The organism is Novosphingobium sp. SL115 (assembly GCF_026672515.1).
Lineage (GTDB): Bacteria > Pseudomonadota > Alphaproteobacteria > Sphingomonadales > Sphingomonadaceae > Novosphingobium.
Genome location: NZ_JAPPRG010000002.1, coordinates 2,081,935 through 2,108,926 on the forward strand (window position 1 = coordinate 2,081,935; position 26,992 = coordinate 2,108,926).

22 protein-coding genes are annotated in these 26,992 nt (G+C 60.8%); 17 read left to right on the plus strand and 5 right to left on the minus strand.

The window, feature by feature from the left end; all coding sequences use genetic code 11:
- The first annotated feature begins 13 nt into the window (after positions 1-13).
- A complete protein-coding gene (locus tag OVA07_RS11590; protein ID WP_268171574.1) occupies positions 14-2,284 on the plus strand; it encodes a ComEC/Rec2 family competence protein in 2,271 nt (756 codons plus the stop codon).
- 235 nt (positions 2,285-2,519) lie between these two features.
- Here the strand turns inward: OVA07_RS11590 and lexA are convergent, their stop codons facing one another.
- The 3 genes from lexA to moaC are packed head-to-tail and all read right to left on the minus strand — an operon-like array spanning position 2,520 to position 4,970.
- Positions 2,520-3,233 (minus strand): transcriptional repressor LexA, encoded by a 714-nt coding sequence (gene lexA, locus OVA07_RS11595; protein ID WP_268171575.1) that lies wholly within the window; start codon positions 3,231-3,233, stop codon positions 2,520-2,522.
- 58 nt (positions 3,234-3,291) lie between these two features.
- Positions 3,292-4,497: a molybdopterin molybdotransferase MoeA gene (locus tag OVA07_RS11600; RefSeq protein WP_268171576.1), complete on the minus strand. Its 1,206-nt coding sequence runs from the start codon at positions 4,495-4,497 to the stop codon at positions 3,292-3,294.
- Positions 4,494-4,970, minus strand: a complete 477-nt coding sequence (gene moaC, locus OVA07_RS11605; RefSeq protein ID WP_268171577.1) for a cyclic pyranopterin monophosphate synthase MoaC — start codon at positions 4,968-4,970, stop codon at positions 4,494-4,496. Before moaC ends, OVA07_RS11600 begins: the two co-directional genes overlap by 4 nt.
- A gap of 221 nt (positions 4,971-5,191) precedes the next feature.
- Between moaC and OVA07_RS11610 the strand changes: the two genes are divergently transcribed.
- Positions 5,192-5,905 carry an NYN domain-containing protein gene (locus OVA07_RS11610; protein ID WP_268171578.1) on the plus strand — a complete coding sequence of 238 codons (714 nt, stop codon included), beginning with the start codon at positions 5,192-5,194 and terminating at the stop codon, positions 5,903-5,905.
- A 111-nt stretch (positions 5,906-6,016) separates the two neighbouring features.
- Positions 6,017-7,195, plus strand: coding sequence for a serine hydrolase domain-containing protein (locus OVA07_RS11615; RefSeq protein ID WP_268171579.1), 1,179 nt, complete (start codon positions 6,017-6,019; stop codon positions 7,193-7,195).
- 89 nt (positions 7,196-7,284) lie between these two features.
- Here the strand turns inward: OVA07_RS11615 and trpC are convergent, their stop codons facing one another.
- Positions 7,285-8,073 (minus strand): indole-3-glycerol phosphate synthase TrpC, encoded by a 789-nt coding sequence (gene trpC, locus OVA07_RS11620; RefSeq protein ID WP_268171580.1) that lies wholly within the window; start codon positions 8,071-8,073, stop codon positions 7,285-7,287.
- Between the two features lie 333 nt (positions 8,074-8,406).
- On the opposite strand from trpC, the gene OVA07_RS11625 reads away from it, so the two are divergent.
- The 7 genes from OVA07_RS11625 (at position 8,407) to OVA07_RS11655 (ending at position 13,661) form a co-directional block, all read left to right on the plus strand.
- Positions 8,407-8,751 (plus strand): DUF6481 family protein, encoded by a 345-nt coding sequence (locus tag OVA07_RS11625; protein ID WP_268171581.1) that lies wholly within the window; start codon positions 8,407-8,409, stop codon positions 8,749-8,751.
- A gap of 47 nt (positions 8,752-8,798) precedes the next feature.
- Positions 8,799-9,521 carry a spermidine synthase gene (locus tag OVA07_RS11630; RefSeq protein ID WP_268171582.1) on the plus strand — a complete coding sequence of 241 codons (723 nt, stop codon included), beginning with the start codon at positions 8,799-8,801 and terminating at the stop codon, positions 9,519-9,521.
- Between the two features lie 122 nt (positions 9,522-9,643).
- Entirely contained in the window at positions 9,644-9,955 is a 312-nt protein-coding gene (locus OVA07_RS11635; protein ID WP_268172694.1) for an FtsB family cell division protein, read from the plus strand.
- Between the two features lie 281 nt (positions 9,956-10,236).
- A complete protein-coding gene (locus tag OVA07_RS11640) occupies positions 10,237-11,667 on the plus strand; it encodes a phospholipase D-like domain-containing protein (protein WP_268171583.1) in 1,431 nt (476 codons plus the stop codon).
- A gap of 25 nt (positions 11,668-11,692) precedes the next feature.
- Positions 11,693-12,307 carry a GTP cyclohydrolase I FolE gene (folE, locus tag OVA07_RS11645; protein WP_268171584.1) on the plus strand — a complete coding sequence of 205 codons (615 nt, stop codon included), beginning with the start codon at positions 11,693-11,695 and terminating at the stop codon, positions 12,305-12,307.
- A gap of 118 nt (positions 12,308-12,425) precedes the next feature.
- Complete coding sequence (locus OVA07_RS11650; protein WP_268171585.1) at positions 12,426-12,887, plus strand: hypothetical protein; 462 nt, start codon at positions 12,426-12,428, stop codon at positions 12,885-12,887.
- Between the two features lie 15 nt (positions 12,888-12,902).
- Positions 12,903-13,661, plus strand: a complete 759-nt coding sequence (locus tag OVA07_RS11655) for a TorF family putative porin (protein ID WP_268171586.1) — start codon at positions 12,903-12,905, stop codon at positions 13,659-13,661.
- Positions 13,662-13,765: 104 nt separating this feature from the next.
- On the opposite strand, the gene OVA07_RS11660 is transcribed toward OVA07_RS11655, so the two are convergent.
- The gene (locus tag OVA07_RS11660) at positions 13,766-14,245 is read right to left on the minus strand and encodes a peroxiredoxin (protein WP_268171587.1); all 480 of its coding nucleotides are present in this window, start codon (positions 14,243-14,245) and stop codon (positions 13,766-13,768) included.
- Between the two features lie 215 nt (positions 14,246-14,460).
- On the opposite strand from OVA07_RS11660, the gene ahcY reads away from it, so the two are divergent.
- The 7 genes from ahcY to addA all read left to right on the plus strand — a co-directional run bounded on the left by ahcY (position 14,461) and on the right by addA (position 26,972).
- Complete coding sequence (gene ahcY / locus OVA07_RS11665) at positions 14,461-15,867, plus strand: adenosylhomocysteinase (protein WP_268171589.1); 1,407 nt, start codon at positions 14,461-14,463, stop codon at positions 15,865-15,867.
- 107 nt (positions 15,868-15,974) lie between these two features.
- Complete coding sequence (locus OVA07_RS11670; RefSeq protein WP_268172695.1) at positions 15,975-18,323, plus strand: sensor histidine kinase; 2,349 nt, start codon at positions 15,975-15,977, stop codon at positions 18,321-18,323.
- Entirely contained in the window at positions 18,320-18,769 is a 450-nt protein-coding gene (gene tsaE, locus OVA07_RS11675) for a tRNA (adenosine(37)-N6)-threonylcarbamoyltransferase complex ATPase subunit type 1 TsaE (RefSeq protein ID WP_268171590.1), read from the plus strand. The genes OVA07_RS11670 and tsaE overlap by 4 nt, the downstream gene beginning before the upstream one ends.
- Entirely contained in the window at positions 18,760-19,743 is a 984-nt protein-coding gene (locus OVA07_RS11680; protein WP_268171591.1) for an aminoglycoside phosphotransferase family protein, read from the plus strand. The genes tsaE and OVA07_RS11680 overlap by 10 nt, the downstream gene beginning before the upstream one ends.
- Positions 19,740-20,462, plus strand: coding sequence for a nucleotidyltransferase family protein (locus tag OVA07_RS11685; protein WP_268171592.1), 723 nt, complete (start codon positions 19,740-19,742; stop codon positions 20,460-20,462). The genes OVA07_RS11680 and OVA07_RS11685 overlap by 4 nt, the downstream gene beginning before the upstream one ends.
- Position 20,463: 1 nt before the next feature.
- On the plus strand, positions 20,464-23,478 hold the full coding sequence (addB, locus tag OVA07_RS11690) for a double-strand break repair protein AddB (RefSeq protein ID WP_268171593.1): 3,015 nt from the start codon (positions 20,464-20,466) through the stop codon (positions 23,476-23,478).
- Complete coding sequence (gene addA, locus OVA07_RS11695; protein ID WP_268171594.1) at positions 23,475-26,972, plus strand: double-strand break repair helicase AddA; 3,498 nt, start codon at positions 23,475-23,477, stop codon at positions 26,970-26,972. Before addB ends, addA begins: the two co-directional genes overlap by 4 nt.
- The last annotated feature ends 20 nt before the right edge of the window (positions 26,973-26,992 follow it).

A 26,992-nucleotide genomic window follows, 5' to 3' on the forward strand; every position in this document is an offset into this window, starting at 1 on the left:
CCCTGTGAAAACCATGGCGTCCCCGGCAGAAGATGGACTCGCAGCAGAATATCCTGCTGACGGCCCGGTCGAAGCACCGGTGGAACGCGCGGGGCATTGCGGCATCCGCGCGCGATTGTCCAGCGTGCTTGATAGCGTTGAGGCGTTCCTCGAAGCGCATCCGTTTGAGCGCGGGCCGTGGCTTGTCGTCGCCTTTGCCACGGGTATCGTGGCGTGGGTAGCCTTACCCCTTCCCCAGCATTGGATCGCCTTCCTTTTAATGGGGGCTGCAACGGCGATTCTGGTGTTGATTCGTGTGGATGAGGCGCGATTGGGTCGCCTGCGTCTTGCCTTGACCGGCCTTGCGATAATGGCGTGCGCCGGGATGGTCACAATATGGGGAAAATCGGTGCTGGTCGGTCAACCCGGCGTTTCTGCGCCGCGCGTTGTTCGGATGGAAGGCCAAGTGGTCGAACGGCGCGAAGAACCGGCAAAACTTCGCGTACGACTGCTATTGCGCGTGCATCTGGCAGACTTTCCTGAACCTGTGTTGGTGCGTGTGAATGTGCCAGACGAAGACGACGTGCCCGAAGCGCAGGCAAGTGCTGTCGTGCGTCTGCGTGCCAGATTGATGCCACCAGCTTCGCCCATGCTGCCCGGAGCCTATGATTTTGCGCGCGCTGCTTGGTTCGACGGGATTGCCGCCACTGGTAGCGTTCTTGGCAAAGTCGAGGTCGTCCGTTCGCCGGACCGAGCCTTCAGCCTGCGCGGTTTGCAATCGGCGCTTGCTACCCATATTCGTGCGAAGCTTGGCGGGTCACCCGGCAACATAGCAGCAGCACTTGCCAGCGGTGACCGTGGCGCCATTGCCATCGCCGATGAAGAGGCAATGCGCGATGCCGGGCTTACACACTTGCTGTCGATTTCAGGGCTGCATGTCAGCGCTTTGGTTGGCGCGGTTTACTGGATCGTGGCGCGTGTGCTGGCTTTCATTCCGTGGATTGCGCTGCGTGTGAGGGTTCCTATTGCCGCAGCGCTGGCCGGAGCACTGGCCGGCATTGCCTATACCCTGCTGACAGGTGCAGAAGTGCCAACCGTGCGGTCATGTATTGGGGCGTTGCTGGTGTTGGGTGCGCTGGCGCTGGGCCGTGATCCTCTATCATTCAGAATGTTGGCGGCAGGCGGGCTGCTGGTCATGCTGTTCTGGCCAGAAGCCGTGCTGGGACCAAGTTTCCAGATGAGCTTCAGTGCGGTCATTGCCATCATCGCGTTTCATTCGGCTGCCCCAGTGCGGGGCTTCCTTTCGGGCGATCATCGTGGCCTGCTCGTGCGTTTTGCGCGAAGCCTTGTCCTTCTGCTGGCAACAGGCGTGGTGATCGAACTGGCGCTAATGCCTATTGGTCTGTTCCACTTTCATCGGGCAGGCATTTATGGAGCGCTGGCCAATGTGGTGGCCATCCCGCTTACCACGTTCATTACCATGCCGCTGATCGGTCTGGCGTTGTTGTTTGACCTTGGCGGGCTGGGCGGATGGCTATGGTGGATGGCGGGTCAATCGCTGCACCTGCTGCTTGCGATAGCCCATTTCGTCGCCGCGCGCCCCGGCGCGGTCACCATGCTTCCTGCGGTTACTCCGTGGAGTTTTGCGCTTTTTGTAGCTGGAATGCTGTGGCTCGCGCTGTGGACGGGCCGGGTCCGGCTGTGGGGTGCGCTGCCCGCGTCATTTGCGCTGATTATTATGGTGACAGTGCCTGTTCCCGATATCCTGATAACCGGAGATGGGCATCATATCGGCATTACCGGTGAAGGCGACAAGTTGCTGGTGCTGCGGTCCGGGCGTGGCAGCTACATGCGCGATAGTCTGCTGGAACTGGCCGGTATGGACGGGGACTTGCAGACTTTCGATGACTGGCCCGGTGCGAATTGCTCTGCTGATTTTTGCACCCTTGCCCTTGTGCGCGGTGGAAGGCGTTTTACCCTGTTGGCTGCCCGAACCCGCAACTATATTGATGAAATGGAACTTACCGCTGCGTGCGAGCGGGTTGATATCGTCATCGCAGACCGGCGTTTGCCATTCGCTTGTCACCCGCGCATGATGAAAGCGGATCGTCAGTTCCTTGCTACAACTGGTGGCCTTGCCATAAATCTTGCTACTGGTGAAATTCGCAGTGTTGCCCAGACACAAGGGCAACATGGCTGGTATCGATGGCCCGAGCCGGCACAAAGCTATCAGCGTAAGCCTGCGCCTTCGGAAAGCGTGCCCGACATTGGCGCGACAACCCAACGTTCGCCGTTACAAAAGTGATCGCCGGAGTATCTACAACCCCAGTTATAAATACTGGCATCTTAACAATGACAGGCAACAAAGCTTGTAGGAATGTTCCTGCAAGCTTTGTTGCCGCGATAAAGACTTCGATGAAATGGCGCAGAAGAGTTGCATCTCTGCGATGAGGTCCGCATTTTCGTGGCTGGCGATCAGTTCTTAAACAGGGTGACACGCAGCAAGGCTGCCTGCCACCCTTCAAAACCGGGCATTACTATCAATGATAACGGCGCAGTAGCCCTGCCAGTTTGCCCTGAACCAGCACTTCGTCAGGGTGATAGAACTGCGGGTCATAGGCGGCATTGGCGGGGTCAAGCCGGATCAGGCCCTTCTCGCGGTGGAGGTATTTCAGCGTGGCTTCTTCACCTCGCACCAGTGCGACGACGATTTCGCCGTCGCGGGCAGAATCCGTCTTGCGTACAAGCGCGTAGTCACCGTCCAGGATTCCGGCTTCGACCATCGAATCGCCCGACACTTCAAGCGCGTAATGCTCCCCAGAACCCAGCAGGGCAGCGGGAACAGGCAGGGTGGCGCTGGATTCCAGCGCTTCGATGGGGACACCCGCAGCGATCTTGCCGTGGAGCGGAATCTCCACCACGTCATTTGCCGGAGTAGCCGCTTTTGCACTGCCGCGCAGCGGCAAAAGTGCGGTGTTGCCATTGGCGGCTTGTCTGACAGACGCAGAGGGAGCGGTTGCAGCAGATTTGCTGACCGCACTATCCGGCTGACGAAGCACTTCCAGCGCACGGGCGCGGTTGGGCAGGCGACGTATGAAGCCGCGTTCTTCCAGCGCGGATATCAACCGGTGAACGCCCGACTTGGACTTGAGATCAAGCGCTTCCTTCATCTCCTCGAACGAGGGAGATATACCGGATTCTTCCAAGCGCACCTGAATGAAAGTGAGCAGCTCGTGCTGCTTGCGCGTCAACATTGGCGGTCACTCCGCTGGTGAACGAATGCGGAACGGATAAGCAACCAAAGACGACTCGTCAAGCAATACCGCCATTGCCGAGCAGGTAGACCGGAACATTTGTTCCTGCCGCCTGTGCTTCGGCCCCAGCTACGCGCACGACCAGCGCGTTAGCGCGGGCTAGCGGGGTCAGCGCGCCTGAATCCTGCAAAGTATCCAGTGTTACCACATCGCCATCCCAGTAGGCGCGCAGGAACTCCATCCGGCTGCCGCCCTTGCCCATGTCGGAGGCGAGTCGCGCGGAGATTGTTTGCGGGAGAGCTTGCTCTGCACCCGCTGCCGCGCGCAGTAGCGGCAACAGGAACAGGTAGGCGGTGACGAAGGCTGAGGCGGGATTGCCTGGCAGGCCGAGGATGACTTGATTGCCGCGTCTGGCGACAAGCAGCGGCTTGCCCGGTTTGATCCCGATGCGCCAGAAATCGATCGTGGCACCGATCGCCTCCAGCGCGGGCCGTACCAGATCGTGATCGCCGACCGATGCGCCCCCACTCGTCACGATGATATCGGCATCGTGTGCGCTATCCAGTGCTGCGGCGAGGTCTTCCAGTCTGTCTGCGATCGGACCAACGTGGCGGATGACGGTGGGTAGAGATGCGGCCAGCGCGCAGAGCATTGGGCCGTTGCTGGCAGGAAGCTGGTGCAGAGCGAGCGGATGGCCTGCTGCGACCAGTTCATCGCCGCTGTCAATCACCGTCAGCTTCAGCGGGCGTCGCACGGGCAGGTGGCCGTGGCCGCCTGCGATGGCCAGAGCGATTTGTGCCGGGCCGATGCGTTCGCCAGCGGCAAGGAGTGCAGCTTGCGCCGAAAAATCCATGCCAGCCGGGCGGATGTGGCGTTCGGTCGGGGCTGGCGGTTCTCCGGTAAGGGTGAGGGTTTGCCCGTCGCTCGCGCTGTCTTCTTGCAAAAGCACCATGTCCGCGCTGCCGGGCACGATGGCGCCAGTGCTGATGCGGATGGCCTGTCCCGCGCCGATAACGCCTGCGAACGGATGGCCAGCCGCGCTTTCGCCGATAACCTGCCATGGGCCGGGTAGATCCGCGCTGCGCAGGGCATAACCGTCCATGGCGGAGAGCGGGGCGGCGGGCTGAGTGCGGCGGGCAGGGACCGTTTCGGCAATGTAGTGACCGAGGCATTCGGCCACTGCACGATGTTCAACCGGCAGTTGCGGCGCGAGCGCGAGCAGGCGGGCCTGCGCTTCGGCAAGGGGGAGTGGAGACGTTTTCATTCCGTTTCGGCGCGCCATGTGCCCGATTTGCCGCCGCGCTTTTCGATCAGGCGGATATTTTCGATCACCATGCCCTTATCTAGCGCCTTAGCCATGTCGTAGATGGTCAGCAACGCTACCGAAACTGCCGTAAGAGCTTCCATTTCTATCCCTGTCCGTCCGGTGAGCGAGGCAGTTGCGGTGCAGTGGATGGCGCTGGTGTTGAAGGTGAAATCGACGTTGACCGCATCAAGCGCAAGGGGGTGGCACAGTGGGATGAGATTGCCCGTTTGCTTGGCTGCCATGATCCCGGCGATGCGCGCAGGGCCAAGCACGTCGCCTTTGGGTGCGTTGCCGGTACAGATGGCGTTGAACGTATCGACATTCATCCTGATAGTGCCGCCGGCGATGGCCACGCGGTGCGTTTCGGCCTTCCCGCCGACATCGACCATACGCGCGGTGCCTTGCGTGTCGAGGTGGGTCAAATCGTTCATTATGCTTTGCGTCCCCCGGCGGAATAAGACCGAAGCAAGGCCTTGACGGGGTTTTTGTAAGTTTTCAACTTGTGAATGGCTGAACCAGGCAATTTCAATGTTTTGGTCGACTTTCGTTGATAAGGTTCATGCTGGCAGGCTGCGAATGTATAGGAAAACGTTTTTGCCCTTTGGATGGTCTGTTGAGAATTCTTTAGGGGAATGGCGGCAATATTACCGCCATGTCTGAAGAACTTCCGATGAGACGACTTGCCTTGCTGGTCGATGCCGAGAATATAAATCCTGAATATATGCGACAGATATTGCCGCAGGTTTTTAAGTTGGGTCGGCCATCCATTCAGTTTGCGTATGGAGATTTCAGTAATCCATCCGCAAAGCCGTGGGTCGAGTACCTGCGGGCGAATATCATTGAGGCGCGTCAGGTGACGCCCGCCCAATCAGGCAAGAATGCAGCGGATATCGCGCTTGTGGTCGATGCGATGAACCTCGCCCTTCGCGATAAATGCGATTGCATCTGCATCGTTTCGAGTGACCGTGATTTTGTGGCTCTCACGACATTCCTGAAAGCTGAAGGTATCGATGTGTTCGGTTTTGGCAAAGCTGGAACGAACAAGAAGTATCGCCAATCGTGTGCGAAGTTTTTTGAGCTTAACGAGGATGACGCTAAAGTCGCGCCGAAGCCTGCGCAAGCAGCCGTGCAACTTGCCATCAAAGATTGGCATCGCATTCGACAGGAAATTGCCCAACTGGCTGACAAGCAGGGCTGGACGCCATTGCAGGCGCTGGGCTGTGTGCTTGGCAAACATGCATTGCGTGCCAAAGATTATGGCGGAACGAATTGGGCGCAAGTTTTGGGCAAAATTTCTGAGGTCGAACTTTGCAAAGATGTGACTGGTCGACACAGTGTGCGGATTGTCGCGGCCAAGGCTGCTTGATTCACCTCACCAACCGAGCGTCGCGCATTCCATTATTCTGCGAATACCCCTTGTCCGTGACGGGACGGAATTTGGGTGTTAGCTTCCTTCGTGTCAGTAAGGGGGAGCGGGATGCGGAAGCTATGGGTTTTGCTGGGGGCTGTGGTGATTGCCGGCGGTGCGGGCTTTGCGTCGCTTGATCGGGAGACGCGCGGGCTGGTCATGGCTTTGCCGACCAATACTGATGTGCTGTTCTGGAATGAGCGGCAGCGCGATGCCGCTTTCCGGGCGATGGATCGGCTGCCGTTTCTGGCCAAGGCGAACGTGATTGCGCCATCGGCACGACCTATGGCGCTTCCGGCAGGCAAGCCGCTGACAATTCCCGGTATCGAGGATTACATGAGGCGCCAGCGTACGGCGGGGTTGGTGATTGTTCAAGACGGCAAAGTGCGGTTCGAACGGTATGGCCTGGACTTTGACGCAAAAGGTCGCTGGACCAGCTTTTCGGTGGCGAAATCGTTTACCTCGACGCTGGTGGGGGCCGCGGTTAAGGACGGCGCGATCCGCAGTCTGGACGACAAAATCAGTCAGTATATTCCGGGGCTGAAAGGCAGCGCTTATGATGATGTCAGCGTGCGCCAACTGCTGACCATGTCATCCGGCGTCCGCTGGAACGAGGATTACGGCGATCCCGATTCCGATGTGGCGAAGTTCAACGCGGCCAAGCCAGAAGCGGGAATGGATGCGACCGTAAGCTATATGCGAACATTGCCCCGCGCGCATCCACCGGGCGCAGTGTGGAATTACAACACCGGCGAGACGAACCTGATTGGCGTGCTTGTGTCATCGGCCACGGGCAAGACGCTCGCGACATATCTGCAGCAAAAGGTCTGGCAACCGGCAGGGATGGAGCAAGAAGCGACGTGGCTGCTGGGCAAGACTGGGCACGAGATTGGCGGTTGCTGCCTGCAGGCTGCCACACGTGACTTTGCTCGTTTCGGGCTGTTCGTGCTGGCCAATGGCAAAGACGGTGATGGGCGGCAAGTCGTGCCGCAGGACTGGTTTGCACAGGCGACGACCCGGCAGAAGGGTATTGGCCGCACCGGCAAAGGTTATGGCTTTCAGTGGTGGACTTATGACGACGGATCGTTTGCCGCGCAGGGCATCTTTGGCCAGGGCATTTTCATCGATCCCAAACGAAAGCTGGTGATCGCGAGCAATTCTGATTGGCCCAAGGCTAGCAGCGGGTCGCAACCTGTGCAGCGGGAGGCATTTTATCGGCAGGTTCAGGGGCTATTGGATAGGGAGTAGGGGATAGCGCCAGTATCCTTCTAAATCGACCGCACTGTCCGTAGTGGCATGCATAGAATCCGCAGGAAGCTTTCGCAGCGGCTTGGCCATTACCCTTCCAGTAACCCCCGTGTCGCCGCTTCGACATCGTTCTGGCGCATCAGGCTTTCGCCAACGAGGAAAGTACGGGCGCCGCATTTTTCAAGGCGGAGCAGATCGGCGTGGGTGTTGATGCCGCTTTCGGCCACGAGCAGCGTGCCGACAGGGGCCAGCCCAGCGAGGCGTTCGGTTGTGGCAAGGTCGGTTACGAAGCGCTTGAGGTCGCGGTTGTTAACACCGATCAGGCGGGATTTGAGCTGCGCCGCGCGTTCCATTTCCTGTTCGTTATGAACTTCGACCAGCGCATCCATGCCCTGTTCACGAGCAGCAGCTTCGATTTCGTCCATCTGCTGGTCTGACAGGCAGGCGGCTATGATCAGGATGGCGTCGGCGCCGATGGCACGGGCTTCAGCGCACTGCCACGGATCGACCATGAAATCCTTGCGGATGACTGGCAAAGTGCAGGCAGCGCGGGCTTCGACAAGGTAATCTTCATGCCCCTGAAAATAAGGCGCGTCGGTGAGGATGGAGAGACATGCGGCGCCGCCTGCCTGATAGGCGCGAGCGTGAGCGGCAGGATGGAAATCGGGGCGGATCAGGCCTTTGGACGGGCTGGCCTTCTTGATTTCGGCAATCAGGGCATAGCCGGTAGAGGCCTTTGCCCGTAGAGCGGCTTCGAAACCACGGGGTGCGGTCTGTTCGCTGGCGCGGGCGGCGAGTTCGGCAAGGCTGGCCGCGGCTTTGCGTGCGGCGACTTCGACGCGCTTGGTGTCGCAGATTTCAGTGAGTTTGTCGATCATGTCGCATATCCCTTTGCCGTCCGGTTTGCGTGAAGTCGAGAACGGATTTTGAGGCGATGGGACGATTTTTGCGGTGCTGGATCTCGCTCTGCGGTCAACGATGTGGTTGCAGGCAATAGCGTGACAAGGCAGGTTGACGATGCTAGGCGCGGGTTCGCTGATGTCGCCCCGATGGATGTTAGGGCGCTTTTTGCGGCCTTCCTGTTCGTCGAATGCGCCCGTAGCGCAAGGCCCATGGTCAGGCAGGTTCTGTCGGGCCGTGCCCGGCCCGCATGCGCAGGATCAGCCCTGATACAGGACCGATAGTGGCCCGATACTGGAAGGTAACAAACAATGGCAGCATACAAGGAACCCGGATTTGAAGCACGCCGCGACGCAGCCGCCGATGCGCGGGCGAAAGCTTTGGCTAAGCTGAAGGCAAAGGCTGAGGCGGCGGTCGACCCGGCAGTTCAGGCAGAGCGACTTGCCAAAGCTGAAGCGCGCGAAAAAGCTTTGGCTGAAAAGCAGGCCGCCGTGAAGGAAAAGCGCGAGCGGGAACAGGCTGAAAAGGCCGAGCGTGCTGCTGCGGCGGCGCGTGAAGCGGCAGCGGCTGCCGCACCGGTTGTTCAGCTGACCGAAGCAGAGCGCAAGGCGGCGCGTGATGCCCGCTATGCTGCACGCAAGGCGAGGCGCAAATAATCGTGAATGATTGCTCAAAGCCGGTGGCCGTTGCGGACCGCCCGGTCGTGGCCGACGACTATGGCCTGCAGCCTGGTGACGAACTGGTTGACACTGCACACGTGCCCAATGGAGCTAGGCTCCGGCTTATTCGCAATTGCGACGATTTTGCCATCCTGCTCGACGATAACGAGCTGATGAGCACCGATATCTATTCATCGGAAGTGGCCTTGGCTACAATGACGTGCAAACGTCTGGGGGAACGAGAGGCGCCGCAACTGCTTATTGGCGGCTACGGGCTTGGCTTCACCATGCGTGCGGCGCTGGACGTGCTGGGCCATGATGCCAGCGTTACTGTGGCCGAGATAGTGCCTGAGATTATCGATTGGGCGCGTGGCCCGATGAAGAGCCTGACTGCAGGAGGGCTTGACGATGCCCGCGTTCAGCTGGTGCAGGATGACGTGGCGATGCTGATCGACTGCGCGGTCGGGGCATATGACGCCATCTTGCTGGATGTAGACAATGGTCCTGAGGGTTTGACCCGGCGCGTCAACGACTGGCTCTATTCGAAATCAGGGCTGGAAGCGGCCATGACTGCATTGCGGCCGCACGGCATTCTTGCGGTATGGTCGGCCACCCCTGATGCGGAATTCGTGACCCTGCTGTCGCAGGCGGGTTTCGAGGTTGCCGTGGTGGCAGTGAAGGCCAACGACAAGGCAATCGGCAAGGATGCGTTCGAGCACGTCATCATTTTCGCGCAACGTGGTGGCGTAGTGGTGCAGCAGGTCTGAGATGATCTGCGGTTACAGTGCGTAGCGGCGGCGAGTGGTGGTGCGAAAAATCTGGCGGAAAGCGTCTGATGCGTAGTTATTGCGCCTTGTAACCGGGGGCGATTTATGATTCAGTCATGGATATGCAATCTCGCCGCGTCGCCATTCTTCCCAAAGACAGTCTGACCCAGTCACTTGCGCTGGTAGCTCTGCTGGTGCTGGGTGCGGCGGGCATTGCCGGCCCCAGCGGATTGCTGGCCTGGGGCGAAAACGCCCGCCTGCTGGAACAGAGGCAGGATGAAATTGCGGCCCTTACGGCGGAGCGGGATCGGTTGAGGAACCGGGTGGCACTGCTGGACCGGCGCGGGGCTGATCCCGACCTTGTCGGTGAACTGTTGCGCCGCAATCTGAACGTCGCTCATCCTGACGAACTGGTGCTCCCTGTCGAAAATTGAGCCGGTTTTGACCGGAGTGGCAGGGGCGCAAAAGGCGTCCTTTCTGTAATCGGCCATTTCCACGGCTGCATTTCCTTGCAAGATACGGAACAGAATGGCGGCACAGGTCTTTGTGCAATATGCGGTCATGGCCGGGCATTCGTGTAACAGCGAAGCGCGCAGGTCTTGGGTCATTTGGCAGGGAGCCGGTTCTGGATACGCAGCAGGATGATCTCACGGATCAAGCCACGGATAATTCTGCGGGCCATGCAGGTATATCGCCTTCGGTGTGGCGTTACGTCATGGCATCGCGCGCGCATGCCGTGGTGGATGCTGCAGACTACTTTTCATTGATGCGCGAAGCAATGATGCGCGCCCGGCAGCGGATCATGCTGATTGGGTGGGACTTTGATACGCGCATTATCATTGGCGGTGGCAGGCGTTGGTGGAATCTGCCCCGGCGTAAGGTATCGCCTGCGCGACTTGGCACTTTTGTGGTTTGGCTGGCGAACCGACGCAAGCGGTTGGACGTGCGGGTGCTCAAGTGGAATTTTGGCGCGTTGAAGGCGGTGTTTCGCGGCACGATGATGTTTGATCTGCTGCGCTGGTGGCGGCATCCGCGCATCGTGTTCAAGCTGGATAGCGCACATCCGCTGGGCTGCAGTCACCATCAGAAAATTGCCGTGATTGACGATCGCTTTGCCGTGTGTGGCGGCATCGACATGGCGGGTGACCGGTGGGATACGCCAGCACACCTTGATGAAGACCCTCGCCGCAAACGCCCTGCCGGTAAGCTCTATGGCCCATGGCACGATTGCACGATGCTGATGGAAGGCGAGGCGGCGAGTGTATTGGGCGCATTTGGACGCAAGCGGTGGGAGCAGGCGGGCGGCAAACCCTTTGCCCCGTGCGCGCCGCAGGAAGCCTCGCCGTGGCCCGCGCGGATCGAGGCGGAGTTTCGCAACGTGGAGATCGGCATTGCGCGGACCCGTTCGCACTATGCCAACGCGGGGGAAGTGCGCGAAGTGGAGGCGCTGTTTCTGGAACAGATCGCGCGGGCAAAACGGTTCATCTATTTCGAGAACCAGTATTTTGCATCGCGCAAAATTGCCGAGGCGATTGCGCTGCGCATGGGTGAGTCTGACCCACCCGAAGTGGTGCTGGTGATGCCGGATAGTTCGGACGGATGGCTTGAGCAGGCTGCGATGGACGGAGCGCGAACGCGGCTGACCCAGTCGATCGAGCAGGTTGACCACAAACAGCGCTTTTCGATCTGGCATCCGGTAACCGCAGGCGGCGCACCGATTTATGTCCATTCCAAGCTGACCATCGTGGACGATGAAATCCTGCGCATTGGATCGGCCAATCTGAACAACCGGTCGATGGGGCTGGATAGCGAATGTGACGTGTTCATCGACTGCTCCCGCCCGGCCAATGGCCACTGCGGCCCACCGATCCACCGACTGCGCATGCAGTTGTTGGGGGAGCATTGCGGACTTGCTCCCGAACGGGTAGCGGACTTTCTTGACCAGCAGGGCAGCATGGCGGCGATGATCGCGGCGGCTCCGCAGGACGGTAAGCGCTTGAAACGCTTCGTTCCGCATGAGTTGAGCGACGCGGAAAAGGCGCTTGCCGACAATGAAGTGCTGGACCCCGAACGACCGGAGGAAATGCTCTCCTTCTATCGTCGGGGGTTGTTCAAAAGCCGTATTCTGCGGCGCCCGAAACGGTAATGACGGAATTTGGGGAGGGGTTGGAATGAGCAGTCTGATAAGGCCTGATGACGATGATGATCTGGCCCGTGGCAAGGTTGCGGTTCCTGACGATGTGCAGGAGGCAATACGCACCCTGATCCGCTGGTCGGGCGACGATCCGGCCCGTGAAGGCCTGCTGGATACGCCCAAGCGCGTGGCGCGGGCGTGGAAGGAATACTGTTCGGGATATGGCGATGATCCCGCGATCCATCTGGTCCGCCAATTTGAAGAAGTCGGCGGTTATGACGAGATAGTGCTGCTGAAGGACATTCCGTTCCAAAGTCATTGCGAACACCACATGGCACCGATCATCGGCAAGGCAGCGATTGCCTATTTGCCGCGCGACAAGGTGGTGGGCATTTCCAAGCTTGCGCGCGTTCTTCATGGCTTTGCTCGCCGCTTGCAGATTCAGGAACGGCTAACCGCCGAAGTTGCGCAATGTATCTGGGATAACCTGCGTCCGCATGGCGTTGCCGTGGTGATCGAGGCTAGCCACGCCTGCATGACCGCGCGCGGCGTGCGCACACCAGGCGTGGGCATGGTGACAAGCAGGTTGATGGGCACGTTTCTGGAGGATCAGAGAAGCCGCAAGGAAGTGTTGAGCCTGATGGGCTACTGATCCGGCAGTTGGGCAAAGAAACATTACAATTGCGTGTCTTGGGTAGCCAGACACGGATGGCTACGTTCCGCCCTGTCACCGGCGCAATAATGCCGGGGCAGTGCAGGAGACGCAAAATATGACAAACTTTATCCGAGCGGCAGCGCTTTCGGCCGTAATCGCAGGTGCGCTGATATCAGCGCCCGTAATGGCGCTGGAACACAAGGCCGTGATCGATCATCCAGCAGGTGACATTGCCGCTGATTATGCGGGATCGATGCGGATCGAAATGCGCCAGGCAGGCAGCGCAGGGCCAGGCGGGCGAGCGTCTTCGTTGCGGTGCAACTGGTCTGTTTCGTTAATAGTAGAACGCACCGCAGCCATTGGCAGTGCTCTTCAGGCGAAGCGATCAATGGAGCGTGACAATGCGCTGAAGGGTTCTGTGCCGGGATGGTGCTCTGCCGCCGGGAACGGTATCGAGCGCACGGTTGCAGCGAAAGCAGACAATCTGCACGCGACAATGATGGCCATGGTTGCGCAGGATCGATCTGTGATCCTCGTTGAAGCTGAGGGCGCAGCTTTGCGCCGTCGGAAAAGTTAAGGAGTTACCCAGAACATGACCGCCATTCGTTTCAAGCCCGACATTTGCTTGAAGATTGCAGCGACCTTAGCTGGTGCGCTGGTTCTCGCTTCTGCGGCACAGGCGCAATCGGTGGAATTCGGTGTGGAGGCGACGAACGATGAAGTGCGTCGTGGTCTGAGTTGGAGCGATGGCGAGATTTCCGCATCAAGTGAGGTGGCAGTCGGCTTGGCCGGGCTTGAGGTTTCGGCACGGGTGGCAATGCTGCGCCGGTCCGATCGCCATGCCAATGCCGAAGCCGTGGCCGATCTGGCGCTTGGCAAGGATTGGGATGCTGGTGCGTTCACCATACGTACTGAAGGGATTGCCCATGTCTTCGCGGGTGCGGATGCCGGGATGGATTATGGCGAGCTGGGGCTGGGCGCGCGCTATACCATCGGGCCGCTGCAATTAGGGACCAATGCGTTTTATGCGCCGAGTCAGGATGCGATTGGTGGTGACAATCTTTACCTTCGCGCAACCGCGCTGGCGGGTATTCCGGCGTTTCCAGTGAGTGTTATGGCGTCTGTCGGACACACAACGGGCGATACCAAAAATGCACGTTCGGCACGGTTGCGGCCCTTGGGTGACTACACCGACTGGAAGTTGGGCGTGGAATACAACCAGTGGCCGATCACGGTTGGCGTCGATTATATCGGCACCGATGTGGATACATCGGGGATTACGGTTTCGCCCTTTGCCGATCTGCGCCATGCTGGTGACAAGGTGGTGGGGCGCATCAGACTTTCATTCTGATCGGTTTGCGTTCGGTCAGGCTGTGATTTGATAAAGAAGCTCCCTCGCTTTCGCGGGGGAGCTTCTTTATCTGGTCCCTGGCGAGTTGGCAGGGACCAGATCGCTCAGATGCTGTCGAGCATGTGGTCCGCCGAGCTGACCTTGAAGTCACCCGGAGCTTCGACGAAGAGCTGTTCGACGACACCATCGTTGACGATCATCGAGAAACGCTGACCGCGCTTGCCTAGGCCAAAGCCCGAACCGTCCATTGTAAGGCCCAATGCTTCGGCCAGATCGCCGTTACCATCAGCCAGCATGGTCACGTCGGCCGAACCCGAAGCTGCGCCCCATGCCTTCATCACGAACGGATCGTTAACGGCGGTGCAAGCGATTTCGTCGATGCCCTTGGCCTTGAGATCGGCGGCCTTCTCGACATAGCCTGGCAGGTGCTTGGCCGAGCAGGTGGGCGTGAACGCGCCGGGAACCGAGAACAATGCAACCTTCTTGCCCTTGAAGTATTCAGCCGACTGAACCGCTTCCGGGCCTTCGGCGGTTGCCTTGACGATCTTCACGTCGGGCAGCGTGTCACCAACAGCGATAGTCATCCCCAAATTTCCTTTCGTTGCGACCGGGGCGCTTTGCCCCCGGACAGGTCTTGCCCAAGGGATATAGGCGAGGCGTGCCAAGGCGCAACCGGAGGGTTGCCCTTACAATACGATATAAAGAAATCTTTATGCGTTGTTTGCGCCAAGGCCCTTGCCACGCTATGGGGCGATTACGGCGCGCTCTGCGCGCGACATGAATTTCAGGAGAATACCTCGTGGCCAGCGTGCTTAACGCCCAGAACGATTATGTGATTGCGGATATCGGCCTTGCCGAATTTGGCCGCGCCGAAATCCGCATTGCCGAAACCGAAATGCCGGGGCTGATGGCGCTGCGAGAGGAATTTGGCGCTGCGCAGCCGCTAAAGGGCGCGCGCATCACCGGCAGCCTGCATATGACGATCCAGACTGCGGTGCTGATCGAAACGCTGGTGGCGCTGGGTGCCGATGTGCGCTGGGCCACCTGCAACATCTTTTCCACGCAGGACCATGCCGCCGCCGCTATTGCCGCTGCTGGTATTCCGGTGTTTGCGGTGAAGGGTGAAAGCCTTGCCGATTATTGGGACTATGTCGGATCGATCTTCGACTGGGGTGATGAGACGGCAAACTTGATTCTCGACGACGGCGGCGATGCCACCATGTTTGCGCTGTGGGGTGCGCGCGTGGAAGCAGGCGAAACGCTGTTCGAACCATCTAACGCTGAAGAAATCGAATTCGTCCGCGCCCTGAATGCATTCCTGAAGCGCAAACCGGGCTATCTAACCGCATCGGTAAAGGCGATCAAGGGTGTTTCGGAAGAGACGACCACCGGTGTCCATCGCCTGTATCAGATTGCCAAGGAGGGCAAGCTGCCGTTCCCCGCGATCAACGTGAACGACAGCGTTACCAAGTCAAAGTTCGACAATCTCTATGGCTGTAAGGAATCGTTGGTCGATGCGATCCGTCGTGCGACCGACGTGATGCTGGCGGGCAAGGTTGCGTGCGTTGCCGGGTTCGGCGACGTGGGCAAGGGCAGCGCCGCTTCGCTGCGCAACGGCGGCGCACGCGTGATGGTCACCGAAATCGACCCGATCTGCGCATTGCAGGCGGCGATGGAAGGCTATGAAGTTGTCACCATGGAAGAAGCGGTGACTCGGGCCGATATCTTCGTGACGGCGACCGGCAACGAAGATGTCATCACCGCCGAACACATGAAGGCGATGAAACCGATGAGCATCGTGTGCAATATAGGCCACTTCGACAGCGAGATTCAGATTGCGGCGCTGAACAACTATAACTGGACCGAAGTTAAGCCTGGCACCGATCTGGTGGAATTCCCCGATGGCAAGCAAATTATCATTCTGGCCAAGGGTCGTCTGGTGAACCTTGGCTGCGCCACCGGCCACCCCAGCTTCGTCATGAGCGCCAGCTTCACCAACCAGACGCTGGCCCAGATCGAACTGTTTACCAAGAACGATGCCTATAAGAACGACGTCTATGTTCTGCCCAAGCATCTGGATGAAAAGGTTGCTGCGCTGCATCTGGAAAAGCTGGGCGTGAAGCTGACCACGCTGAGCAAGAAGCAGGCGGATTATATTGGCGTGACGCAGGAAGGTCCGTTCAAACCGGACCACTATCGCTACTGATCCGGCACTGCTTTTTGAGCTGGTTAGAGGGCGGCGGATTTATCTGCCGCCCTTTTTGCGTTCCAGCACCATTGTAATCGATCGTCGGTGCGCATAGCGAAGACATGATGCCGTTGCTTAACCAGACCGTGCTGGTGCTGATTGGACTGCTGCTTGCCACATGGACGGCAGGGGCGGGGTGGCTCGTGCTTGAAGCGCGCCGCCGCGCCCGCAAGGGCGAAGCAGTGCAGCGGCAGGCGCGCAGGCTTGCCCGGATGATGGAGGAGGCACCCGCATTGCCCATGCTGGTGCGGGCGGACGGACGGATCGAAGGGCCGTCACGGCTTGCCGGTTGGCTGGGCTTTGACGCCATGCCCGGTTTCCTGACGGAACTGGATGCGGGCGAGCACGGGCTGGACGAGGTGGAGTTGGCGCGGTTTAGCGATGCGGTGCGCCGCGCGCAGAAGACCGGTAAGCCGTTCCGCATGGCGTTGACCCCGCGCGGCGGCAACCGCGCGATTGCAGCGCATGGCCACCTTGCCGACCCGCAGGTGTCGCCCGGCGGTGCGGCGCTGGTGTGGTTTTTCGACTTTTCTGACAGCGAGGCTGAACTGGTGCGTCTGCGCGCGGAAACCGGCAGGGCCAAGGCAGACTTTGCCGGACTTTCCGGCCTGATCGAAGCGGCGCCGCTGCCGATGTGGTTTCGCGGACCGGATCTGCGATTGCGACTGGTCAACAGCGCCTACGTCAAAGCAGTGGGGGCAGACAGCGCCGATGCGGTGATTGCCCATGGCACCGAACTGATCGAGCCGGTGGATGGGTTGAGCGCAGCACAAGTGGCGCGGCAGGCGCAAGCCCGCCGCGCGCCCGTCGAACGGTCGCTGCTGGCGACGATCAAGGGCCAGCGTCGCGCCATTAGGGTGACGGACCTGCCGTTGGGCGATGAAGGCGTGGCGGGATATGCGGCGGACATCGAGGAGATGGAGGAGTTGATCCGTCAATTCCGCCGCTTCCGTGAAGCGCAGCGGCAGATGCTGGATACACTGTCCGCCGGGATTGCGCAGTTTGATGAGAAACGGAATCTGGTTTTCGCCAACCAGCCTTTCCTGCGCATTTTTTCAGTGCCGCAGGCCTGGGTGGTGGATACCCCGCCGTTCGACCGTGTGCTTGACCGGATGCGTGATGCCGGGCGCCTGCCCGAAGTGCGCGATTTTCCCGAATGGCGGCGCGAGAGGCAGGGCTGGTTTCTGGCGCGCGAACCGCGTGAGGAATCGTGGCACTTGTCCGACGGCACGCACCTGCGCGTGGTTGGGCAGCCCATGCCGGATGGTGGGTTGCTGGTGATTTTTGAGGACAGGACCGAACAGCTTCAGCTTTCCGCCACGCGCGATACGCTGTTGCGCACCCGCACCGCCACATTCGACAACCTGTTTGAATCGCTGGCGGTGTTTGCGCCCGATGCACGGCTGCAATTGTGGAACCGTCGCTTTGCCGCCGACTGGGGGCTGGACGAGGAGTTCCTTGCCACGCATCCGCGCGCTGACGTGCTGCTGAACCGCATTGCCAGCCAGTTGAAGCGGCCAGCGCAGATCGGCACGATCACGCAGGTCATTCAAGGTGCGACGCTGGAGCGCAAGCAGCGCAGCGGCAGGCTGGCGCTGGCCGACGGGAGGCACTTTGCGCTGGCGGGCGTGCCGCTGCCTGATGGCAATGGCATGTTGACCGTGCTGGACATTACCGACAGCCAGAAGGCCGAAGCAGCGCTGCGCGAACGTAATGCGGCGCTGATGGAAGCGGATGCGGTAAAGACCCGCTTCATCGCCAATATGAGCTATGAATTCCGCACCCCGCTGACGTCCATCGGCGGCTTTGCGGAACTGCTGCAAAGTGGGCTTGTGGGGGCATTGAGCGACCAGCAGAAGGAATATGTCGACGCGATTCTGGCTTCGGTTGAGCGACTGGGTGAGCAGATCGAGAACGTGCTGGATCTTTCGCAAAGCGAGGCCGGGACACTGCCACTGGCGCAAGAGCAGGTGGAGATATTCCCGCTACTGACCGAAGTGGTACAAGAGCGGGCTGAGCGTTTTGTGGCGGCGGGGCTGACGCTGGATCTGCGCGGGGACAAGTCTTCGGGCATGGTGATGGGCGATGCGCGGCGGCTGCGCCGGGCCTTTGGCCAGTTGATCGACAATTCGATTGCGGCAACACCAGCAGGTGGTCGCATTCTGGTGGAAGCCGCGCGCAAGAAGGGTGGGCGGCTTCAGGTTGTGGTGTCCGACAATGGCAGCGGTATGGAGCCGGCGGTGCTGGCCCGCGCTCTGGAAGGTCTTAAGCTGAGCGCTGATGGCCGCGCGGCTGAAAAGCGGCAGGGATTAGGTCTGCCGTTGGTTCGCCAACTGGTCGAGGCCCATGGCGGCACGCTGGAGCTGATGTCGGAACCGGGTCTGGGCACAAGCGCCATCGTGGTTCTGCCATGATCGTCGACCTGCCCAATCATGCAGCTTCGGTGGCGCTGGCGCGGCGGATTGCCGAGGATCTGCGCGCCGGCGATGTTGTTGCGCTGTCTGGCGGGCTGGGCGCAGGCAAGACGACGCTGGCGCGTGCGATCATTGCGGCGTTGGGGTATGAAGGCGAAGTGCCAAGTCCCAGCTTTGCGATCATCGAAATGTATGATCCGCCTACGGTGCGCCTGTCGCTGGTCCATGCCGATTTCTACCGGCTTGAGGACCCGGCAGAAGCGGACGAGATCGGGCTGGACGATTACCGTCAGGGTGCGGCCATGCTGGCCGAATGGCCCGACCATGCAGGTGGGTTCACGCACGAGCCGGGATGCCTTTCCATCCTGTTCGAATCTACGGAAAAAGGGCGCCGGGCCATTGTAACTGCCGGGCGCGATTGGCTAGAGCGAGCTTCATGGACCTGACTATTCCTTCGGGCGTCGAAGAGTTTCTCAACCGGGCCGGTTGGCTGGGCGCAAAGATCGAACCTTTGCCGGGGGATGCTTCGTTCCGCCGCTATTTCCGCGTGCGGCTTGGCGACAAAGCAGCGATGCTGATGCATGCACCCCCACCAAATGAAGATCCGCAGCCATTCCTGCGGGCGGCTAAATGGCTGGATGCCAACGGCATGCGTGCGCCGCGCATTCTGGCGGAACGGGCCGAAGACGGCTTTGTGCTGATCGAGGATTTTGGTGCCGTGCGGATGCGTGAATACCTTGATTCCTGGCCGCAGGATGAGGACGAAGTCTATCGAGCGGCAATCGATGCCCTGCTGCAATTGCGCCAATTGCCACCGGGGCCATTTACCGACTACTCGCTGGCGGAATATCAGCGTGAGGCCAAGCTGTTCATCGATTGGTATGTTCCGGCACGCAATCTCTACATCGACGGCAAGGGCTGGGCTGCGGCATGGGAAGACGTGCTAGCTCCGCTGATCGTGCGCCAGCGCCCCGGCATGACCGTGCTCCGCGATTATCACGCCGAAAACGTGATGCTGCTGGGCGGGCTTGATCGGCAGGGGTTACTGGATTTTCAGGACGCACTGGTGGGGCATCCTGCTTATGACCTTGTTTCGCTGTTGCAGGACGCGCGGCGGGACGTGTCGCCCGAACTGGAAGCACGTATGCTGGAGTATTACTTGAAGAAAACCGGCGAAGGCAATGAATTTATTGCTGATTATGCTCGCCTCGGCGCGCAGCGCAATGCCAAGATCGTCGGCATTTTCGTGCGATTGTGGAAGCGCGACGGCAAGCCGCGCTATCTGGATTACATTCCGCGTGTGTGGGCCTTGCTTGAGCGCGATCTGGCCCATCCGGCGCTGGCCCCGGTCGCTGCGTGGTTTGATGCCAACATTCCCGCCGAACTTCGTGCGGCCGGCGGTGGTGCATTCGCGGTATGAGCAAACCATTGGCAAGCGATGTGGCGATGGTGCTGTCTGCCGGTCTTGGCAAGCGGATGCGCCCGTTGACGGCAACCCGGCCCAAGCCGCTGGTGCCCGTGGCGGGCAAGCCGCTTATCGATCACTGTCTGGACAAGCTGGACGAAGCGGGCGTGGCGCGCGCGGTCGTGAACGTGCATTATCTGCCCGATGCGATGGAAGCACATCTGGCGCGGCGGCAATCCCCGCGGATCGCAATTTCGGACGAGCGCGGGCAATTGCTGGAAACCGGCGGCGGCATGGTCAAGGCATTGCCGCTGATCGGCAGAGATCCGTTCTTTGCGCTGAACAGCGACAACATCTGGCTGGATGGTCCGCGCGATGTGTTCCAGCATCTGTCGAATAACTGGGATGCCGAACGGATGGACGCTCTGCTACTGCTGGTGCCGCATGCACGCGCGTTCAATTATCGCGGCAAAGGCGATTTTCACATGGACCCGATGGGCCGCATTTCGCGGCGGCGGACCGGGCGGGTAGCGCCATTCATCTACAGCGGCATCCAGATCGTTTCGCATCGCCTGCTGCGCGATGCGCCGGATGGGGCCTTTTCCACCACCCGGTTATGGGATCGGGCGATTGGGGAAGGGCGGCTTTACGGCATTTCGCACCTAGGGCTATGGTACGAAGTGGGTGAGCCGCAGATGATCGCGCCTACCGAGGCGGCGTTGTTGAACGATTGACATGACAACGGCTCCCCATCGTCCGCGTGTCTGGTCCATCGCGGCGCACAGGGGCTTTGCTGACGCGCTGGTTGCGGGCTTGATCCCGCGTTACCGCGAAGACCGGTTCGGTCTTGCCCGGCTGACCCTGTTGCTGCCCAGCCAGCGCGCTGTGCGCACGGTGACCGAGGCTTTCGTGCGCGCCAGCGGAGACGACGGGCGCGGTGGGCTGCTGCTGCCGCGTATGGTGGTGGTAGGCGACCTTGATCTGGATGAAACGCTGGGACCGTTGCTGGATCCCATCGGCGCGGGCGCAGGTATAGCAGAGGCGGTTGACCCGACGTTCCGGTTATTGCGCTTGGCGCGGTTTCTGGCAGATGAACTGGGCGCAGATGCCCCCGGTGAAGCGGCTTTGTTGCGGCAGGCACGCGGGTTAGCGCAGGGTATTGACCGGCTGTTGGTGGAAGATGTCAGTATAGAAGACATGCTGGACGAAAGCGTGGTGGGCATCGCCGCCGAACTTTCGACGCACTGGCAGGATAGCACGCGATTGTTCGCCAAAGTCTTTGCGCAGTGGCAGCTTGAACTGATCGGGCTGGACCGGGTCGATGCGCCAGAGCGGCGCAACCGGCTGCTGGACCATGCCACGCAAAGTTGGCGGCAGAACCCGCCCGTGCATCCGGTGATTGCCGCCGGGGTAACCTCGGCCTCGCCCGCGGTGGCGCGGTTGTTGCGGGTGGTGGCGGATCTGCCCGATGGCGGGGTGATTTTGCCTGACCTTGACCTGGCGCTGGACGATGCGGTGTGGGATGCGCTGGGCAGTGCCGGAGGGCCTGATGGCGGTGTGTTTGATCGCGGCGATGTCGTGACCCATCCGCAATATCATCTGAAGCTATTGCTGAACCGCATGGGCATTGCACGAGGCGAAGTGCAGCCGTGGCACCGCGCCGGGCTTTCACCCGCCCCGCCAGATCGCAGCCGCGCGATTTCCAATCTATTCCTGCCGCCAGAGGCCAGCGCGGCTTGGGTATCGCTTGAGGCCAAGGACCGGCGGCTTTCGGGCGTGCGGGTAATGGAAAGCACCCATCCCGAAGAGGAAGCGCAGGCGATTGCGGTGCTGGTGCGCGAGGCGCTGGACGTGCCTGAACGGCGCGTGGCGGTGATTACACCGGACCGCAGCCTTGCCGCGCGGATCGTCGCCAATCTGGGCCGATGGAACATTGTGGCTGACGATACTGCAGGCCGTCCCTTGCCACAAACGGCAGCGGGGCGGGTGCTGCTGCAACTGGCCGAAGTTGTGGCGGAACGTGCTGCGCCGGTGCCCTTGCTGGCGCTGTTGGGTCACCCGCTGGTTCAGGCGGGCGATGGGCGGGCTGGATGGCTGGAGCGGGTGCGCCAGCTTGATCTGGCGTTGCGGGGACCACGGCCGGGACCGGGGCTGGCGGCAATCCGTCAGGCGGCGGAAAAGGCTGAAAAACGCTATCCGGGGCTGACCGAATGGTGGTCCGGGGTGGAGGATCTGCTGTTCCCGCTACTGCCGCTCGACGGCGCAGTGCCGTTCGACATGGCGCTGGTCGCGTTGGTGGAAACCGGTGAGGCGCTCTGCGGCACAGCGCTTTGGGCGCAGGCCGACGGGCGCTGTCTTGCCCGGTTTGTCGAATGCTGGCGCGAAGCGACGGGTGATGCGCCATCGATGGTCGCGGCAGAGGAATTGCCCGCGCTGTTGCGCGATGCGATGGATGAGACATCAGTGCGTCCGCCCTATGGCGGCCATCCGCGGCTTGCCATCTATGGATTGCTCGAAGCGCGGATGAGCAGGGCCGATCTGGTGATCTGCGGCGGGCTGACAGAGGGTACATGGCCGGGGAGCCCCACGCCCGATGCGCTGCTCGCCCCCCCCATTTTGCGCGCGCTTGGCATTCCGGGCGCGGATTTCCGCATCGGTCTTGCCGCGCACGATTTGGCCGCTGCATTGGGCGCCCCCGAAGTGGTGTTGAGCCATGCCCGACGTGACGCGACAGGGCCGGTGATTCCGTCGCGCTTCCTGCTGCGCATCCATGCGATGCTGGGTGACCAGTTGCGGCATGAAAAGCGCGCCGTGTTGCTGGCGCAGGCATTGGCCGATGCGCCTGAGGTGCCGCCCCATCCCCGGCCGCTCCCTATGCCCAGCGCTGAACAGCGCCGCGTGCCGATTGCGGTCACCGCGCTTGACCGGTTGCGGGGCGATCCCTATCAGTTCTACGCATCGGCCATTCTTGGCCTGCGCAGGCTTGATCCGATCGATGCCGACCCGACCCCTGCGTGGAAAGGGACGGCGGTGCATGACATCATGCAGAAGTGGCATGAAGCAGGCGGCATTCCGGGCGAACTCGTGCCGCTGGCCGAACGTATGTTTGACGAGATGAGCGCACACCCGTTCATGCGCGCGATGTGGAAGCCGCGTCTGATCGATGCTTTGCATTGGATCGAGGCAGAAACCGACCGTCTGGCTGGTGAAGGGCGCGAGGTGCTGGCGATCGAGAAGCAGGGCGAAATCGTGGTGGACGGCATCCGTATTCACGGACGCGCCGACCGGATCGACAGGCTGGCTGACGGCACGCTGGCGGTGGTCGACTACAAGACCGGCACGCCGCCATCCAACGCCATGGTGGCTAAAGGGTTTGCCCTGCAACTGGGGCTGATTGGCCTGATCGCGCGTGATGGCGGGATGAGCGGCGTTGCGGGTGAACCGTCGTGTTTTGAATACTGGTCGCTGGGTCGCAACAAAGATCGCGGGTTCGGCTATAACCAATCGCCGGTAAAGCGTGGCAAGATGCGCAGCGGGATGGAACTGGAGGATTTCCTGCCTGAAACCGACCGCTTCCTGCGCGAAGCGATTGCCCGGTGGATTTTGGGCAGTGATCCGTTCACCGCGAGGCTGAACCCCGATTTGCCCGGCTATTCCGATTACGATCAGGTGATGAGGCTTGATGAATGGCAGGGGCGTGAAAGCGATGGCCCTGAAAACAAGAGCCGCGAAGGGGAGGAAGGGGCATGAGCAAAGTCTATCCCCTGATCGACAATCAGGCCTACGCGGTCGATCCGCAGCGCACCGTTTGGCTTTCAGCATCGGCAGGAACCGGCAAGACGCAGGTGCTTTCTGCCCGCGTGTTGCGGTTGCTGTTGCAGGATGGGGTAGAGCCTGAACAAATTTTGTGCCTGACCTTTACCAAGGCGGGCGCGGCCGAAATGGCGACCCGCGTGAACGAGGTGCTGGCGGGCTGGGTACGTTTGCCAGAAATCGAACTGGCACAACAGTTGCGCGCGATCGGTGCGCCATTTGACCCGACGACGCTAGCCCGTGCGCGCAGCCGGTTTGCTGCCGTGCTGGATTGCGCAGGCGGTGGTCTGCGCATCGAAACCATCCATGCTTTCTGCCAATGGCTCCTGGCATCGTTTCCGGTTGAGGCGGGCCTGCGCCCCGGTACACGGGCAATGGAAGACCGCGACCGCGCGCTACTGGTGCGGCAGGTGCTGGCCGAAATGCTGGTTGCTGCTGAACAGCAAGGTGACGAATTGCTGATCGATGCGCTGGCCACGTTGTCGCGCCGGATGAGCGAGGATCAGGTCGAAGTGTTCCTGCTGCGCTGCGCTGCGGCGCTGGACTTGTGGCAAGGCCCCGGCGCGTGGCAACCGCCGCTGCGCCCGCGTATCAACCGGGTGATCGGGCTTGGGGAAGCGGATGCCGGTGAAGACGGCCTTGCCGCAATGTGTGGCGATGATGCGTTCGATCATCAATCCGTGCGTCGCTGCATGGAAATGAACGTGGCATGGGGCACCAAGACTGGGACCGATGTTGCCAATACGCTCGGAGATTGGATCGCGGCCAGCCCGGCGCAACGCCTTGCCACGTTTGCCAGTCTGGAATCGGTGTTTCTGGCGGCCACGGGCAAACCCAAATCGACCACCAACATCGAGAAGAAGAACCCCGACTATCCCGGCTATGCCGCGCGGGTGATCGCCTGTATTGCAGCGGTCAAAGAGCATCGCGCCAAAGTGGAACTGGCCGATCTGCTTGATACAGCGCTTACCGTGGGCCGCCGGTTCGCGCTGGCGTGGGATGAAGCGAAAGCGCGTGAAGGCTTTATCGACTTTGACGACCAGATCCGCACCGCAGCCGAATTGCTGACCAAGCGCACCAGCGCCGAATGGATTCGCTTCAAGCTGGACCGCCGGTTTGACCATATCCTTGTCGATGAGGCGCAGGATACCAATGCCTCGCAATGGGAAATCGTGCTGGAAGGACTGGTTTCCGATTTCTTTACCGGCGAAGGCCAGCGTGGGCCTGCGGTGCGCACGCTGTTTGTGGTGGGCGATTACAAGCAGGCGATCTTTGGTTTTCAGGGAACCAGTCCTGAAAACTTTGCCCAAGCCAGCGCAGCAGTACGTGCGCAACTGGCCGATGTGGCCGACGTGCTGCGGGATCCTGATCGCAAGCTGCTGGAGCTGGGACTTGGGCAATCGTTCCGCACGGCCCGGCCAATCCTTGATTTCGTTGACGCGGCAATTGACGGCATCGGGTGGGACCGGCTTGGCCTTGCCCAAAAGCCAGAACGGCATAGCGGTCTTCCCATTCCCGGTTCGGTCGGCTTGTGGCAGGTAGTGGGCGACGATCAGCCCGACGACGAGGACGACAACGAAACCGGGGCCGAAGGCCGGGGCGATGAAGGCACGGAATCGTGGCTCTCCCGCCCCGATCGCAAGCTGGCAGACCAGATCGCCCTGCAGGTAAAGGCGTGGATCGACAGCGGTTTCCCGTTAAGCAAGGGCGCGCCGAAACTGGCTGATGCCGGTGATTTGATGGTGCTTGTGCGTAAGCGCAAGGAGCTGGCCGGACTGATCGTGGCGCGGCTTCATGCGCGCGGTGTGCCAGTGGCTGGGGTGGACCGCTTGCGACTTGGTGCGCCGCTGGCGGTGAAGGATCTGGTGGCAGCCTTGCGCTTTGCCGCGCAGCCGCTGGATGACCTGAATCTGGCGGGATTGTTGGTGTCACCGCTGATCGGTTGGTCGCAGAAAGACCTGTTAGAGCACGGTTACAGGCCGCATGGGCAAAGGTTGTGGGATTGGCTGCGCCGCAATGAAGGCCCTGCCACCTTTTCCACCATGGAAAAGCTGCGCAGCGTGCTGGCGCGGGCAGACTTTGAAACGCCGCAAGCACTGCTGCACTGGTTGCTGGTCGGGCCATGGGACGGGCGCCGCAAGCTGGTGGCGCGATTGGGGCGAGAGGCGAACGATCCCATCGATGAATTGCTGAATGCCGCCATGGCCTATGCCAGCGCCAATGTGCCTAGTCTTGTCGGATTCCTGCAATGGTTCGATGCGGGCGAGGGCGAGTTGAAGCGTGAGGCTGGCAAGGCTGACGGACTGGTGCGGGTAATGACCGTGCACGGATCAAAGGGTTTGCAGGCGCCGATCGTGATCCTTGCCGATGCTGCGGACGATCCTGATGCATCGCCGCCGCGAGGGTTGCACCTTCTTGAACAAGTTCTCGACACGCAACGCAAAGTGCCGCTGCCACCTCTGCGGAAGGAGGAAAAAGCCCCAACCGTGCTTGAGGCCGAGGGCGAGGCAAAGCGGGCTGACCGTGAAGAACACTGGCGGTTGCTTTATGTCGCGATGACCCGTGCGGAAGAGGCGTTGTTCATTGCCGGAGCCAAGGGTAAGCGGCGCAGAAAGGGCGAGGACGGCCTGCCCGAAGATAGCTGGTATGCACAGCTTGAACCGCTGTTTGGCGATCATGGCTGGCGCGAAGATGCGCTGTGGGGCGGAATGAAGTTGTTGGGCGGGCCTGCTACATTCGCCAAGGCGATGCCTGTGCCGGTCCAAGCCGAAAAGCTGACTTTGCCTGCAAGTCTTCTGGCACCGGTTGGTCCTGAACCGCGCCCGCCGCGCCCGCTGGCACCATCGTCGTTGGGCGAGGATGACGCGCCCGATCCGCCTGCGCCGCCCGGCCCGATGGCCATGCTGGCGGCGCGTCGGGGCACACTTTTGCACCGGCTGATCGAGCGGTTGCCCGATGTGGCTGCAGACAAGCGGCGCGAAGCTGGCCTTGTCTGGCTGGCGCGGGCGGCCAGCGAGTTTTCAGGCGCGGACCACATTGCCATGGTGGAATCGGCGTTGGCGGTGCTGGTCCATCCTGACTGGGCAGATGTGTTCGGGCCGGATTCTCTGGCAGAAGTGCCGCTGGCTGCAGTTGTTGGCGGGCGTGTCATCAGCGGCATGGTGGACAGGCTGGTGATAGGCCAGAACCGCATCCGCATCATCGATTTCAAGACGGCGCGGCGTCCGCCTGCAAGTTTTGCCGATATTCCGCAGGCCTATGTCCGGCAGATGGCGGCCTATGCCGCTGCGCTGGAAGCGATCCATCCGGGGATGCCGGTGGAAGCTGCATTGCTCTACACACATACACCCGAATTGTTCGTGGTGCCCGATGATGTCATCGCCGTGCAAAAGTTGCGCCTTTCTGCCACGCAGGAATCCTTTTCCGCGTGATCGGTTGCACCACGCAACGC

Excerpts from the sequence above, each read along its gene's own strand:
- OVA07_RS11635 (WP_268172694.1), top strand. The coding sequence starts at position 9,644 with ATGCAATCTCGCCGCGTCGCCATTCTTCCCAAAGACAGTCTGACCCAG.
- OVA07_RS11590 (WP_268171574.1), top strand. The coding sequence starts at position 14 with ATGGCGTCCCCGGCAGAAGATGGACTCGCAGCAGAATATCCTGCTGAC.
- OVA07_RS11625 (WP_268171581.1), top strand. The coding sequence starts at position 8,407 with ATGGCAGCATACAAGGAACCCGGATTTGAAGCACGCCGCGACGCAGCC.
- OVA07_RS11670 (WP_268172695.1), top strand. The coding sequence starts at position 15,975 with ATGCCGTTGCTTAACCAGACCGTGCTGGTGCTGATTGGACTGCTGCTT.
- OVA07_RS11610 (WP_268171578.1), top strand. The coding sequence starts at position 5,192 with ATGTCTGAAGAACTTCCGATGAGACGACTTGCCTTGCTGGTCGATGCC.
- OVA07_RS11640 (WP_268171583.1), top strand. The coding sequence starts at position 10,237 with ATGGCATCGCGCGCGCATGCCGTGGTGGATGCTGCAGACTACTTTTCA.
- OVA07_RS11655 (WP_268171586.1), top strand. The coding sequence starts at position 12,903 with ATGACCGCCATTCGTTTCAAGCCCGACATTTGCTTGAAGATTGCAGCG.
- OVA07_RS11680 (WP_268171591.1), top strand. The coding sequence starts at position 18,760 with ATGGACCTGACTATTCCTTCGGGCGTCGAAGAGTTTCTCAACCGGGCC.
- lexA (WP_268171575.1), bottom strand. The coding sequence starts at position 3,233 with ATGTTGACGCGCAAGCAGCACGAGCTGCTCACTTTCATTCAGGTGCGC.
- tsaE (WP_268171590.1), top strand. The coding sequence starts at position 18,320 with ATGATCGTCGACCTGCCCAATCATGCAGCTTCGGTGGCGCTGGCGCGG.
- addB (WP_268171593.1), top strand. The coding sequence starts at position 20,464 with ATGACAACGGCTCCCCATCGTCCGCGTGTCTGGTCCATCGCGGCGCAC.
- addA (WP_268171594.1), top strand. The coding sequence starts at position 23,475 with ATGAGCAAAGTCTATCCCCTGATCGACAATCAGGCCTACGCGGTCGAT.
- OVA07_RS11685 (WP_268171592.1), top strand. The coding sequence starts at position 19,740 with ATGAGCAAACCATTGGCAAGCGATGTGGCGATGGTGCTGTCTGCCGGT.
- folE (WP_268171584.1), top strand. The coding sequence starts at position 11,693 with ATGAGCAGTCTGATAAGGCCTGATGACGATGATGATCTGGCCCGTGGC.
- OVA07_RS11615 (WP_268171579.1), top strand. The coding sequence starts at position 6,017 with ATGCGGAAGCTATGGGTTTTGCTGGGGGCTGTGGTGATTGCCGGCGGT.
- OVA07_RS11660 (WP_268171587.1), bottom strand. The coding sequence starts at position 14,245 with ATGACTATCGCTGTTGGTGACACGCTGCCCGACGTGAAGATCGTCAAG.
- trpC (WP_268171580.1), bottom strand. The coding sequence starts at position 8,073 with ATGATCGACAAACTCACTGAAATCTGCGACACCAAGCGCGTCGAAGTC.
- OVA07_RS11600 (WP_268171576.1), bottom strand. The coding sequence starts at position 4,497 with ATGAAAACGTCTCCACTCCCCCTTGCCGAAGCGCAGGCCCGCCTGCTC.
- moaC (WP_268171577.1), bottom strand. The coding sequence starts at position 4,970 with ATGAACGATTTGACCCACCTCGACACGCAAGGCACCGCGCGTATGGTC.
- OVA07_RS11650 (WP_268171585.1), top strand. The coding sequence starts at position 12,426 with ATGACAAACTTTATCCGAGCGGCAGCGCTTTCGGCCGTAATCGCAGGT.